Raw genomic sequence first — 13,654 nt, 5'->3', positions numbered from 1 at the left:
GGCTTCCGCCGATCGACTGCATTCCGCCAACATAGGTAGTCGCTTCTCCTTGCGCTTCCATGCGACAGAAATATCAATCTGTTACGAAACGTATCGCGCCCGGGACAACCACAATTGCCAGAAGGTTCGGCGGACGACCGCCGATACGTTCCGCAACAAAAATCCGGTCGCGGCCGGCGCGGCAATGGCACATAGACGAAGGATACAGTCGGGAGCCGCGCGATGGAAAATAGGATCAGGGTGCTGGTCGTCGACGACGACCCCGAAATCCGGCGACTGCTCGGCAAATATCTCGATGGCCAGGGGTTCCAGACGGCGCTCGCCGGCAGTCGGCGCGAATGCGAGCAGAAGCTCGTCGATACGGCCGTCGATCTGGTGGTGCTCGACGTCATGCTGCCGGACGGGTCGGGTCTCGACCTCTGCCGCGAGCTGCGCGACCGCCGTCCCGATCTGTCGATCATCCTTCTCACCGCGCTGAAGGAGGATGTCGACCGCATCGTCGGGCTCGAGCTCGGGGCCGACGATTATCTCGGCAAGCCGTTCAACCCGCGCGAGCTCTCGGCCCGGATCCGCGCGGTCCTGCGCCGCGGCGGCAGCGAGCGTTCGGGCGAAGCGACGCCGCCACCGGCCGCGAGCTACCGTTTCGACGGCTACACCGCCGATCCCGAACGGCGGAGCCTGCGCGATGCCGAGGGCGCCGAGATCGAACTGACCGGCGCCGAATTCGACCTTCTGCAGATCTTTCTGGAGCGGCCGGGGAGGGTTCTGTCGCGCGAAATCCTCCTCGACCTCCTGCATGGCCGCAACATCGACCCGTTCGACCGCTCCATCGATGTGACGATGAGCCGTCTCCGGCGAAAGCTCGGCGATAGCGGCGTGTTCCGGCTGTTCAAGACCGTGCGCAATGGCGGCTACCAATTCGCCGCCCGCGTCGAGCGGCTGGAGACGCCGCAATGAACTCGCTTCACGCGCGCCTGACTCTCCTTCTGATGGTTGCCGTCACCGCCGTCGCGGTGCTTGCGGCCTTCGTCACCTACTCCATCGTCGATCCGCCGCGGCGTCAGACCTTCGATCTCGCCTTTGCCCAGGAGGCACGCCTCGTCTCGGCCCTCCTCGCCGGATCGGCGGAGAAGGCGGCGAGCTTCGGGTTGAAAACCGGCCCGGCGCCTCGGGCCGACGAGATCCGGCATCAGCAGACGGACGGCGTCAACGGAGCTCTGGCTGGCTTCGGCGAGGGCTTGGAGGTGATCGTGGCCACCGTTGACACCAGCGCCTATCTCGCCATCCCGCTTCAGCACGATATCTGGGCCTATGTGCCCTTTCCCGCGCTTCCCGAAAGCGCCATCCGCCCGCTGGCGGCCTATCTCATGATCGTCGTGCTCGGCTCGGTCGCCATCGCGATTCTGGCCGCCAACAAGATCGTCAGCCCGCTGCGGATGCTGGAGACGGCCATCGCCTCCGTCGGGCCGGACGGCGAGATGCTTCGGATCGACGAGAGGGGGCCGGTGGAGGTGCGGGCGACGGCCCGGGCGCTGAACCGGCTCTCCTCGCGGTTGAAGGTGGCGATGGAGAGCCGGATGCGTCTCGTCGCGGCCGCCGGGCACGACCTCCGGACGCCGATGACGCGGATGCGTCTGAGGGCCGAGTTCCTGCCGCTCGAGGAACAGGAAACCTGGCTGAAGGATCTGGAGGAACTCGACCGGATCGCCGACAGCGCCATTCGTCTGGTGCGCGAGGAAGTCGCAGACCAGCCGGCAGAAGACGGCGTGGCGCTCGCTCCGCTCCTGGCGGAGATCGGCGCCGAACTGCGCGAACTCGGTCTTGGCGTCGACTGGGAGGTGAGCCCGGGCATCCTTGTCGCGGGGCGTCCACTCGCCCTCAAGCGGGCGCTGCGCAATCTCGTCGACAATGCCGCGACACACGGGGGCGGCGCGAACGTCCGCATGCGCACTGAGGGCAATTCGGCCGTGATCGAGATAGACGACGAGGGGCCCGGCATTCCCGAGGCGCTTCTCGCCCGGGTGTTCGAGCCCTTCTTCCGGGTCGATGCCGGTCGACGCAAGTCGCGCCCCGGCGCGGGGCTCGGTCTGGCCATCGCAAAGGAAATCCTCGACCAGGCCGGCGGCACGATCCGCGTCGAGAACCGCCCTCAGGGCGGGTTGCGCCAGACCGTGACGCTGCCCTTGGCGAAGCCCGGCTAAGCCGGCCGGGAATGCCAGGATGGCAGGCTCAGCCTGCCGACGTTCTGAAGAGCGCGGACGAAAGACTGGGATCCGGATTTGCAGCAGCCGGCGCGGCAAACTAGTGACGCACGAAATCCAGCGCACCGCTGGCAGCGCCGGTGACGACGGCGCGGGCTTGCCCGCCGATGAAGGAAACGCCGTCCATCACGGAATGGCGCCCGGGGATCAGATCGGCGAGGACGAAGCCTGACGCCAGTTCGGGATAGGGGACGGCATCGGGCTCCGGCAGCGCCTCGATGCCCGTCGATTGACGGGCCGGAGGGTTCGCGGCCAAGCGCACGGGCGCTTCCCACGGGTCCGGCATGTCGGCCGGCATCGGGATGGCGGGGCGGGGCGTCGGCCGCGCGACGACGCGAGGAGGCGCCGTCCTGCAGCCATCCGCACACGCGCCCGGCATCCTGGCCGGCGCAGAAACACGATCGGACACAGGGTTCCCAGCCGCCTTCGGCGTCTGCCCGGCAACCTCCACGGAAGCGTGTTTGACGACTGTAGGCACTGACGCGATCGGCAGCGGGACGATTCGAACGGGAGACGCGGCGCCTGGCAGCGGTGCTCCGGTCGCCGTAACAGGTGCCGACTCGCCGCCCGATGGACCGAACACCCATGTCGCCGGCAGAAATTCGGAGACAGAGGCGAAGTGCAAAGTGGTCATTACCGTCGCTGACATCGCCATTTGGGCAAGGACGCGCTGGCCAATCTTCGCCGCGCGTTTCGTCATGCTGATCGTCATGCTTGTCGACTCCGTTGATATCCCGGGAGGATCGACAGGCGGGGTGGCGCTTTTCCGGCCTTCGCGTTGCGTTTGATGGCAAGGCGCGGGCGATTTGTAACGAAACGTTTAGCGAGTGTCGGGATCGCCGGCGAACGAGGCAAGGGATCGTTTTCGGTCCTCCCTCGTTCCCCGAGCCTGCCGGCAATCTTCCGAGCGTTAAAGGCGTCGACCGAGCCCGTCGCCGCCCGGCGTCTCGACATGATTTCTTGTAGGAAAACATGTACATGTCATTCTTGGCGCTTTCGCAGCCAATCCATAGCCACGGCGCATCACCAAGACGTCACAGGGTCAGCGTCTTTCATGGGGACTTTCCCGACGTTGTCGCATTCGAAATACCAATAGCCGGGAAGACCAATCTAAACCAAGCGGTGGAGGTCCTGGGAACTGGAGAGAGCATTGGCGCAAAATAAAGGGAACGTGCAGTATGGCGCGCTGCCATACGCCCTCGGGCCGGATGGAGGCCTGCGCATCCTGCTCGTCACCTCACGCGGTTCGCGGCGCTGGATCATTCCCAAGGGATGGCCGATGAAACTTCGCAGCCCGCACAAGGCGGGGTCGTGTCCGTCAACGTGGTGGAAATTGAGTGTAGCTGAAGCGGCTCCGTTTCAGGCGACTTCGGTGGAAATCTGTTCGGGTTTTGCAGTGTTGCCCATGGCCATGAGGTCGGCCATGGGTTCGGTCTGCATGTAGCGGTTCTGGATCTGCCATTCGTCGTTGGCCTCGAGAAGGACGGCGCCGATGAGCCGGATGATGGATCCCTCGTTCGGGAAGATTCCGACGACGTCGGCACGCCGCTTCACCTCCTTGTTCAGGCGCTCCAGGGAATTCGTCGAATGGATCCGGGTCCGGTGCTGACTGGGAAAATCCATGTGCGCCAGCACGTCGGTCTCGCTGTTGTCGATGAAGGCCCCGAGCTTTGGACACTTTCCCCGAAGCTGGTCGGCGACGTGGCGCAGCGCCTGGCTGGCGCTAGCACGATCGGGCTGGGCGAAGGCTTGGCGCAGCGCGGCCGCCGCCATGCTCTGCTGCGCCTTCGGGACATACGACAGGGCGTTGCGCATCCAATGCACCCGGCAGCGCTGCCAGGAGGCGCTGAACACCCGGCGAATGGCGGCTTTCAGCCCTTCGTGAGCATCCGAGATCACGAGCTTCACGCCGGACAGGCCGCGGCGCACGAGGCTCTTGAGGAAGCTCGACCAAAACGTCTCCGCTTCCGAGGGGCCGATGTGAAGGCCGACGATCTCGCGCTTGCCGTCCGTGTTCACGGCCACGGCGATTATGGCGGCGACCGAAACGATGCGTCCACCCTCGCGCTGCTTCAGGTAGGTCGCATCCAGCCAGAGGTAGGGCCAGTCGCCAGTGAGAGGACGGTCGAGGAAGCCGCCGACGCGTTCGTCGATGTCTTTGCACAGCTTCGATACGGTGCTCTTGCCGATCCCCGACAGCCCCATGGCCTGTACCAGATCGTCGACCCGCCGGGTGGAAACGCCGCTGATCCAAGCTTCCTGAATGACGGCAACCAAGGCCTTCTCCGAGAGCTTTCTCGGCTCCAGGAACGGCGGGAAGTAGCTGCCCTGCCGAAGCTTGGGTATCCGAAGCTGCAACGAGCCGAGCCGCGTGTCGAGCGAGCGGTCGCGGTAGCCATTGCGATAAGTCGCCCGTTCCTGCGTCCGTTCGTGGCGCCCGGCGCCGATCATGCCTTCAACGTCGACCTCCATAAGGAGCTGCATCACGCTCTCGGCTATCGTTCTCAGGAAATCGCCGTCCCCGGCTTTCGCAAAAAGCTCGGCAAGCGGTAGTCTGTCCTCGGTCATCGGGTTCTCCGGTCAGGTTGAAGTCTCGCAACTCCACCTTAGCCGCCCTATCCGGTGACCGCCTCAGCCACACCTTTCAATGTCGGAATTTCCACCACGAGCGCGGACACTACCCAAGGCGGCGGCACAGGAAGCCTTCGAAGAGGCCGGTGTGATCGGCAAGTCCCGCAAACAGCCGATCGGTGCGTACGCCTACGACAAGCTCGCGGACGACGGCTCTACGCTGCGCTGCACGGTCACGGTCTATCCGCTCGAAGTTCATTATCTCGACAAGGATTGGCCCGAAGCCTCCGAGCGCGCCCGCCAGTGGTTCGACCAGGCGGACGCCGCCGACCTTGTGGACGAGCCAGATCTTCGGACGATCTTGCGTCACTACCAGCCGCCGAAGTAGGCGACCGAGCGGCAGCGACCGCCTCAATCGAGCTCGGTCGAGCCGTATTTGAGGTGGAGATAGGCCGGTTCGAACTGGCCGATGCTGCGCAACCCGTTCCAGTCGAGAATGTTCACGGCACGGCGATCGATCGCGATGATGTCCTCGGCCCTGAGGTCTTGCAGGATCCGATTGACGTGGACGACGCTGAGGCCGAGCGCGTCGCCCAGTTCCGCCTGGGTGAGGGGAAGCTTGTAGCGGAAGCCGTCGGCAAGCCCGACGGCATCGAGCCGAAGCAGCAGTTCGCAAAGGAGGTGGGCCAGCCGCGCCCGCGCGGAAAGCCGGCCCATGCCGGTGATCCAGGCCCGGAAGGCGGCGCCATCGATCAAGGTCTCGCGCCACATCGCGGCGGCGATGCCGGGCCGCCGCTCGCACAGCTCGCGCATATGTTGGTGGGCGACGAAGCCGAGCCGGCTCGGCACGAGCGTGGCCAGGCTGTGGTCCATCACCCGCAGATGCAGGCTCTGCAGATCGGGAATGTCCCCGGGGATGTTGAAGGCGAGGATCTGCCGCCGCCCATCGCTGATGACCTTGTAGCGGCAGGTGAAGCCTTCGAGCACGATGCAGCAATGCTGCGGGTGGTCACCGTCGCGAACGATGTCCTGGTCGGCCGCATAGTCCCGGACGATGACGGGGAGTTCCGCGAGGGCCTGCCGATCATCGACCGAAAGGTCGATGATCTTCGACAGCCGAGTATGCATCCGACTTTCCGGCCCCAGTTGGACGAACTTGGTCAATCGGATCTCCGTGAATGCGCATGCGATGGGTAACGGCCGGGACCCTAGCGTCACCGCCTGGGAAACAGCAAGCGGCACCCGTGCATGCGGAAAGCTTCAGGGCCTGCATAGTGGCAGACGCGTCGCGCGGAAGGGTACGGCCGGACCTACAGGAAGGCGTTGGTGAAGACGAAGACGGCGCCCTTGAACAGCGCGAACAGGACGCCGGAAACGAGCACCACGGAGACGATGGATGTCGCTGCGCCGGCAAGGATCCAAATGCCGTCGCGCTCGAGCAGCCCGAGCGAAAAAAGGCAGATGGTGAAAGCTGGAAGCATGTTGCCGAGCGGAATGGGAAGAATCAGGATCGTCGCCATCAACAGGCACAGCGCGCCGATCAGATATTCCGCCGGCGGACGTGCCACGACGACAAGCCGGGGTCTCAAAAGCTTTTCGGCGCGTGTGATCCAGGGTGCGACCTTGCCGATCATCGCGGCAAAGTCCGTCCGCGACATCGAGCGATTGGCGATCACCTTGGGAAGCCAGGGTTTTCGACCGAACATCAGCTGGGCCGCGAGAAAGACCAGCGGCGCGCCGAGGATGGCCGAGGTGCCGGGCGGTGTCGGCAAGGCATTCGGCATCGCGAAGATGAGCATCAGCGCACCGAAGGCGCGGTCCTGCATGGCGAGAAGAAGGTCGGCAACGGAGACGCGTTCGCGCGTGGTATCTTCGGCGATGTCGACCAGGATTTCGGCAAGCTTGCGCTTGCTGAGCGCCAGGCTCTCCAAAGCGGCGGGTGCGCTTTCCGTCTCAAGAGGCGTCGCCACATCGGCATCGTTTTGCACAGGGTGGCCCACGACGGCCTCCCGCAGGCAGCCGTCATCCCCGTGATCGGCGCCGTCGAGGCCCGTCCCGGCGCGTTCGCCAGCCTCTGCTCGATCGATCACGTGCATTCCAGGATCCCTACGGCCTGAGCTTTAGAACACAAGCATGACTCTAAATTGTGAATTGTTGTCCCATCTCGACGACCCGATTGGTGGGGAGGCAATAAAAGCCCGAGGTGTCGGCGGCGGAAAGCGCCATGGAGATGTAGAGCCGGTCCTGCCAGAGCGGCATTCCGTCCTGCGAGGTCGCCCGGAAGGCGCGCCGGGAGAGGAAGAACGAGGTCGACATGATCTCGAACTTCAGCCCTTTCTTCTTGGCGAGCGACAGCGCCTTCGGCACGTTCGGCTCCTCCATGTAGCCGTAGGTGAGGAAGACGCGGGTGAAGAGTTCCGAGACCTCCTCGATCTGTACGCGGTCCTCGAGCCGGATGCGCGGAACGTTCTCGACCTTGATGGTCATGATGATGTTGCGCTCGTGAATGACGCCGTTGTGCTTGAGATTGTGCATCAACGCGCTGGGCGCCAGCTCGGTGTCGGAGGTGAGGAACACGGCGGTTCCGCGCGCGCGCATCGGTTTCGATTTCTCCAGCATCCGCGTCAGGTCGCTGAGGGCTATGCTCTCGCGGTGTGCCTTGCCGTAGGCGATGCGCGTGCCGCGGATCCATGTCCACATGATCAGCGACAGGATCACCGCGAGCCCCAGGGGCGCGTAGCCGCCATCGAGGATCTTCAACATGTTGGAGGACAGGAAGATGAGTTCGAGCGACAGAAGCGGCACCATCACGGCGGCCGCGAGCCAGGGCGACCATTTCCAGCATTTCCAGAAGACGAGGAAGCCGAGGATCGAGGTCACGACCATGTCGCCCGTGACGGCGATGCCATAGGCATTGGCCAGCGCGCCGGAAGACTGGAAGGTCCAGACGAGGATCATCACGCCGATGAACAGGAATGCGTTGACCTTCGGAATATAGATCTGCCCGAACTGCTCCTCCGAGGTGTGCCGGATCTCGAGCCGTGGCAGGAAGCCGAGCTGGATCGCCTGCTGGGTCAGCGAGAAGGCACCGGTGATGACCGCCTGGCTGGCGATGACGGTGGCGACGGTCGCGAGAATTACCAGCGGCAACAGGGCCCAATCCGGCGCCAGCAGGAAGAAGGGATTTTCCAGAGACTGCGGCTTCGACATGATCAGCGCGCCCTGGCCGAGATAGTTCAGCAACAGGGCGGGAAACACCAGGCCGAACCACGCAAAGCGAATGGGCTTGCGGCCGAAATGCCCCATGTCGGTGTACAGCGCTTCCGCGCCGGTAATGGCCAGGAAGACCGAGCCCAGGATGATGAGCGACAGCCAGCCGTGGTCGATGATCATGGTGACGGCCCGCATCGGGTTGAGAGCCGCCAGGATATCCGGTTGGTCGCCGATGTGGATGAGCCCGAGAATGCCCATCACCACGAACCAGACCAGCGTGATCGGGCCGAAATAGGTCGCGATCTTGCCGGTCCCGCGGCTCTGGACGAAGAAGAGAAGGCAGAGGATGACGGTCGTGATCGGCAGGACCCAGCCGTCGAAGCGCGGCGTTATCAGCTTCAGGCCTTCGATCGCCGACATCACCGAAATCGCCGGCGTGATCACCGCGTCGCCGTAGAAGAGCGAGGCGCCGATGATGCCGATGACGATGAGGAAGGTGCGCCGCCCCATCGCCTTCATCGCCAAGGCGATCAAGGACAGGATGCCACCCTCGCCATTGTTGTCGGCATTCAGGATGAGAAGCACGTATTTGATGGTGACGATCAGTGTCAGCGACCAGATCAGCATCGAGACGACGCCGATCACCTCCTGATCGACGAGACCGTCGCCGCTCGCATGCACCAAGGCTTCGCGCAGGGCGTAGAGCGGGCTGGTACCTATGTCGCCGTAGACGACGCCGATACATCCGAGCAGCAAGGTCCTGAATTCGCGCGGATGGGCCGGCTCGCGTGCGGCATGCCCCATTTCGGTATCAGTGGCCAAGCATCGTTCTCCGGCATCACGGCGCCCCGAGAAGGGCGGACCTTTGACGCTTCGAGCAGGTCATAGCATCGAATGACCAAGGGAAGGAGTCGCCGGTTCGGCGTTTGGGGTGCTTGCTAGTCGTAGTCTGGGTGCAGCGCAACCCTCAAGCTTGCCTGCAGGCCGCGCATGCGGAGAGAGCCGCGGCCGCTGTGACCATTCGATCGCATCGGAGCGGTGGCAATCTCTCTGCCGCGACAGGACACCGCGAAAGGGAGGCTCAGACGGCCGCCGGCGCATGCTCCTGTTTCGGTCCCTCGCCCGATGCTGCCTTGGGTGCCGGCTGCTTGCCCGCCAGCAGCTTGTAGAACAGCGGGATGAAGAAGATCGCGACGAAGGTCGCAAACAGCATGCCCCCGATGACGCCGGTGCCGATCGAATGCCGGCTGGCGGAGCCTGCCCCGGTCGAGATCGCCAGCGGCACGACGCCGAGGATGAAGGCGAGCGAGGTCATGATGATCGGGCGGAAGCGCAGCTTGGCGCCCTGCAGCGCGGCGTCGTAGGCGCTGAGGCCTTCGTCCCGCTTCAGGACCGCGAATTCGACGATCAGGATCGCGTTCTTCGCCGCGAGGCCGACCAGCGTCACCAGGCCGATCTGGAAATAGACGTCGTTCTCGAGGCCGCGAAGGTAGATCGCCAGCAAGGCGCCGAACATGGCGAAGGGAACGGCGAGGATCACGGCGATCGGCAGCGACCATTTCTCGTACTGCGCCGCCAGGATCAGGAAAACCATCAGGATGCCGAAGCCGATCGCGATGCCGCCGGTCCCGCTCGTCGAGATCTCCTGGTAGGCCGATCCCGTCCAGGCGATGTCGAAGCCGTCCGGCAGGTCCGCCGCCAGCTGCTGCATCGCCTCGAGGGCCTGTCCCGAGGAAAAGCCGGGGGCGGGTCCGCCGCTGACCTTGGCCGACGTGAAGGCGTTGTAGCGCTCGATGAGGTCCGGGCCGACGACGCGCTCGACCTTCAGCAGCGTGTCGAGGGGGATCATCGCACCGGAATTGGCCTGCACGAAAACGTATTTCAGATCCTCCGGGCGCTCGCGAAACTTCGCTTCCGACTGCAGCGAGACCTGGTAGTTGCGGCCCAGAAGCGTGAAGTCGTTGACATAGAGACTGCCGAAGGTCGCCTGCATGGTGGTGAAGATCTGAGCGATCGGCACGTCGAGGGCCTTGGCCTTCTCGCGGTCGACATCGATCCTGTACTGCGGAACGCTGGCGCTGAAGCTGGAGCGAACGCCGGCAAGTTCCGGCCGCTTGGCGGCGGCGGCGACCATGGCGTCGGTCGCCTGGATCAGCGCGTTGGCGCCGGCGCCGCCGCGATCCTGGACATAGAGATCGAAGCCGCCGGTGGTCGACAGCCCCTGGATCGGCGGCGGGTTGAAGGCGAGCACCATCGCGTCCTTGATGCCGGCATTGGCGCCCATGAAGGCGCCCGGCAGGTTGCGCCCATCCTCGGACGGGTCGGTGCGCTCGGACCAGTCCTTCAAGGTGACGAAGGCGACGCCGGCGCTGGTCTTCTGCGATCCGGCGAGAAGATCGAAGCCGGCAAAGGCGACGACGTCGGCGACCGCGGGGTTGGCGCGGATGTTCCGGCTGACATCGGCCATGGCGGCGGTGGTTCTGGCCAGCGAGGCCGCCGGCGGCAGGATGCCGACGACGAAGTTCGATCCCTGGTCCTCGTCGGGGACGAGCGAGCCGGGGAGGGTCGTGAACAGGTAATAGGTGCCGCCGGACATGGCGGCGACGAGCACCAAAGCGAGGATCGCGTGGCGCATCAGGAAGCCGACGACGGCGCCGTAGCCGTCGGTGAGCTTGCCGAAGCCGGTGTTGAACCAGCGGAACGGCGCCCAGGGCTTGCCGTGCGTCTGCTTCAAGATCAGGCCGCAAAGGGCGGGCGTCAGCGTCAGCGCCACGATGCCGGAGATCGTCACCGAGACGGCGATGGTCACCGCGAACTGGCGGTACATCGTGCCGGCGAGCCCGCCCAGGAACGCGACCGGGATGAACACCGCGCAAAGCACCAGAACGATCGCGATGACCGGGCTCGTCACCTCGCTCATCGCCTTGGCCGTCGCCTCCTTCGGCGGCAGGCCCTCGCTGGTCATGATGCGCTCGACGTTCTCGAGAACGACGATGGCGTCGTCGACGACGATGCCGATGGCCAGCACCAGCGCAAACAGCGTCAGCAGGTTGATAGAGAAGCCGAGCACCAGGAGCATGCCGAAAGTGCCGATGATCGACACCGGCACCGCGATCATCGGGATCAGCGTCGCGCGGAAGCTCTGCAGAAAGACGAAGACCACGATGAAGACCAGGACCATCGCCTCGATGAAGGTGATGATCACCTCCTCGATCGATGCGGAGATGAATTTCGTCGTGTCGTAGGGGATCGCGTACTGGACGCCGTCCGGGAACGACTGACTGAGCTCGTCCATGCGGGTGCGCACGCCGGCCAGCGTGTCCAGGGCATTGGCGCCGGGCTGGAGATAGATGCCGATCGGCACGGTGGAATCGCCGTTGTAGGTGGCGTTGAAGCCGTAGTCCTGGGCGCCGAGTTCGACCCGCGCCACATCCTTCAGGAGAAGCGAGGAGGCGTTCGCGTTGGACTTCAGGATGATGTTCTCGAACGCCTGCACATCGGGCAGTCGTCCGGCCGTGGTGACCGAATAGGTGAAGGCCAGCGGGCCGGCATTCGGCTCGGCGCCGAACTGGCCTGCAGCGAACTGCGCGTTCTGCTCGCGGATCGCGTCGGCGACATTCGTCGGCGTCAGGTCGTACTGGGCAAGCTGGTCCGGCCGCAGCCAGATGCGCATGGAATAGTTGCGCTGGCCGAAAAGCTGCGCCTCGCCGATGCCCGGCAACCGCTTCAGCTCGTCGAGGATGTAGAGAAGGGCATAGTTGGAGACGTAGGTCGCGTCGTAGCGCGGATCCTGCGAGGTCATGGTGAGGACGGCGAGGATCGACGAGGACCGTTTGACGACCGTCACGCCGAGACGCTGCACCTCCGTCGGCAGCGACGAAACCGCCTGCTGCACGCGGTTGTTGACGTTGATCGTCGCCTGGTCGGGATCGGTGCCGCTGGCGAAGGTGACGGTGACCGAGGACGAGCCCGACGAGGAATTCGTCGACTTCATGTAGATCATGCCCTCGACGCCGTTGATCTGCTGCTCGAGCGGAGCGGCGACGGTCTGGGCGAGAGTCTCGGCGCTGGCGCCGGGATAGCTTGCCGTCACCACCACTTCGGGCGGCACGAGCTGCGGGTACTGCTCGATCGGAAGGGATCGCAGGGCCATGACGCCGGCGAGCACGATGACGATGGAGATGACGGAGGCAAAGACCGGATGGTCGACGAAGAAGCGGGAATTCACTGCGCGGTCTCCGTCGCCGGTGCGGCGGCACCATCGGCCTTGCCGGGTTCGCCCGCTTCGGCGGCTGCGGGTGTCCCGCCCGCGGCCGGCGCGGCATTTTCGGAAGCGGCAGCCGGTGCCGTCTCGGCCGCCCCGGTCGAGGCCTCGGCTGCGTCGGCTTCGCCTGCAGATGCCGGCGCGCTCGCTGCGGGTGCACCGGCAGCCGGGGTCGCGCCGCCGTCGCCCGGATTGACCGGCGAGCCCGGCCGCGCCTTCACGACGCCCTCGGTAATGATGCGGTCGCCATTGTCGAGACCCTCGGTGACGAGGATCTCGCCATCCAGTTCCCGGCCAATCTTGATCGGACGGACCCCAACCACGTTCTTGTCGTCGACAGTGAAGACGAACGGCCCCTGCGGTCCCTGCATCAGGGCTTCCGTCGGGATGGTAACGGCGTCTTCGAGCTTCAGGCCGGAGATGTTCACCCGGACGAACTGACCCGGGATGAGCCGGGTGTCGGGGTTCGGGAGGACGGCGCGCGACAGGATCGTGCCCGTCTCCGTATCGATGCTGGATGCGGTGAAGTCGATCGTGCCCTTCTGTGCGTAGACGCCGCCATCGCCGAAGGAGACCTCGACGCTGAGGTCGTTGCGGTTGCCCGCGCCATTTTCGACGAGCTGCCGGATGGCGATCGCCTCGGTGTCGGCCGCGGAAAAGTTCACGTAGATCGGGTCGAGCTGGGAGATCTTGGTGAGCAGGGAATTGACCGTGATCAGGCTGCCCTCCGGAACCTGGTCGAGGGTCGTGACGCCGCCGGCGGGGGCGGTGACGGTCGCATAGGCGAGAGACAGTCTTGCAGTCTGGAGGCTGGCCTCGGCCGCCGCGACCTGCGCTTCGGCAAGTTCCCGGCTCGATGTCGCGTCGTCGAGCGTCGCGGTGGACGCGGCGCCGCGGGAGGTCAGGGCGCGCTGGCGTTCCTCGGTCCGTTGCGCCTGGCCGAGAGTCGCCTGCTGCTGCTGCAACTGCGCCTGGGCGAGCGCGACCTGCGCCTCGAATTCGCGCGGGTCGATCCGGAACAGCACCTGGTTCGGCGCGACGCGCGCACCTTCGACGAAGGCGCGGTCGAGGAGAATGCCCGCCACGCGTGCGCGAACCTCGACTTCCCGCGAGGCGGCAACGCGCCCGGCATATTCGTAGGAAATCGGCAGCGTCTTTGTCGCGATCGTCTCGACCGTCACGACGGGGGGCGGCGGGGCAGCCCCGCCGGGAGCCTGGCCATGGGCCGCGGCGGGCGCCAGCGCGGCCAGAAGCAGCGCCGCACGGAGTGTCGAAAAACCAAGCAATTTCATGACGGAACCCGAGTCGGACGGCAATGCGGCCTATTGCAATGCAGCATCATTAC

10 protein-coding genes are annotated in these 13,654 nt (G+C 65.1%); 3 read left to right on the top strand and 7 right to left on the bottom strand.

Going from position 1 to position 13,654, the window contains the following annotated elements:
- Positions 1 to 222: 222 nt before the first annotated feature.
- Both Sa4125_RS16025 and Sa4125_RS16020 read left to right on the top strand, forming a co-directional pair.
- Entirely contained in the window at positions 223 to 957 is a 735-nt protein-coding gene (locus Sa4125_RS16025; protein ID WP_223999426.1) for a response regulator transcription factor, read from the top strand.
- Complete coding sequence (locus Sa4125_RS16020; protein WP_223999424.1) at positions 954 to 2,201, top strand: ATP-binding protein; 1,248 nt, start codon at positions 954 to 956, stop codon at positions 2,199 to 2,201. The genes Sa4125_RS16025 and Sa4125_RS16020 overlap by 4 nt, the downstream gene beginning before the upstream one ends.
- Positions 2,202 to 2,301: 100 nt before the next feature.
- Here Sa4125_RS16020 and Sa4125_RS16015 read toward each other — a convergent pair whose 3' ends face one another.
- On the bottom strand, positions 2,302 to 2,523 hold the full coding sequence (locus Sa4125_RS16015) for a hypothetical protein (RefSeq protein ID WP_223999422.1): 222 nt from the start codon (positions 2,521 to 2,523) through the stop codon (positions 2,302 to 2,304).
- Between the two features lie 1,097 nt (positions 2,524 to 3,620).
- Positions 3,621 to 4,829 (bottom strand): IS256 family transposase, encoded by a 1,209-nt coding sequence (locus tag Sa4125_RS16010; protein WP_223998301.1) that lies wholly within the window; start codon positions 4,827 to 4,829, stop codon positions 3,621 to 3,623.
- A gap of 79 nt (positions 4,830 to 4,908) precedes the next feature.
- Here Sa4125_RS16010 and Sa4125_RS16005 point away from each other — a divergent pair, with 79 nt between their 5' ends.
- The gene (locus tag Sa4125_RS16005) at positions 4,909 to 5,220 is read left to right on the top strand and encodes an NUDIX hydrolase (RefSeq protein WP_223999420.1); all 312 of its coding nucleotides are present in this window, start codon (positions 4,909 to 4,911) and stop codon (positions 5,218 to 5,220) included.
- 23 nt (positions 5,221 to 5,243) lie between these two features.
- On the opposite strand, the gene Sa4125_RS16000 is transcribed toward Sa4125_RS16005, so the two are convergent.
- The 5 genes from Sa4125_RS16000 to Sa4125_RS15980 all read right to left on the bottom strand — a co-directional run bounded on the left by Sa4125_RS16000 (position 5,244) and on the right by Sa4125_RS15980 (position 13,601).
- On the bottom strand, positions 5,244 to 5,960 hold the full coding sequence (locus Sa4125_RS16000; protein ID WP_223999418.1) for a Crp/Fnr family transcriptional regulator: 717 nt from the start codon (positions 5,958 to 5,960) through the stop codon (positions 5,244 to 5,246).
- A 182-nt stretch (positions 5,961 to 6,142) separates the two neighbouring features.
- A complete protein-coding gene (locus Sa4125_RS15995; RefSeq protein ID WP_223999416.1) occupies positions 6,143 to 6,928 on the bottom strand; it encodes an exopolysaccharide biosynthesis protein in 786 nt (261 codons plus the stop codon).
- 43 nt (positions 6,929 to 6,971) lie between these two features.
- Positions 6,972 to 8,867, bottom strand: a complete 1,896-nt coding sequence (locus tag Sa4125_RS15990) for a potassium transporter Kup (RefSeq protein ID WP_223999414.1) — start codon at positions 8,865 to 8,867, stop codon at positions 6,972 to 6,974.
- Between the two features lie 259 nt (positions 8,868 to 9,126).
- The gene (locus Sa4125_RS15985; protein ID WP_223999412.1) at positions 9,127 to 12,273 is read right to left on the bottom strand and encodes a multidrug efflux RND transporter permease subunit; all 3,147 of its coding nucleotides are present in this window, start codon (positions 12,271 to 12,273) and stop codon (positions 9,127 to 9,129) included.
- Complete coding sequence (locus Sa4125_RS15980; RefSeq protein WP_223999403.1) at positions 12,270 to 13,601, bottom strand: efflux RND transporter periplasmic adaptor subunit; 1,332 nt, start codon at positions 13,599 to 13,601, stop codon at positions 12,270 to 12,272. The genes Sa4125_RS15985 and Sa4125_RS15980 overlap by 4 nt, the downstream gene beginning before the upstream one ends.
- Positions 13,602 to 13,654: the final 53 nt, after the last annotated feature.

This window comes from Aureimonas sp. SA4125 (genome assembly GCF_019973775.1).
GTDB lineage: Bacteria > Pseudomonadota > Alphaproteobacteria > Rhizobiales > Rhizobiaceae > Plantimonas.
This window is presented reverse-complemented; position numbering and strand designations above follow the sequence as displayed.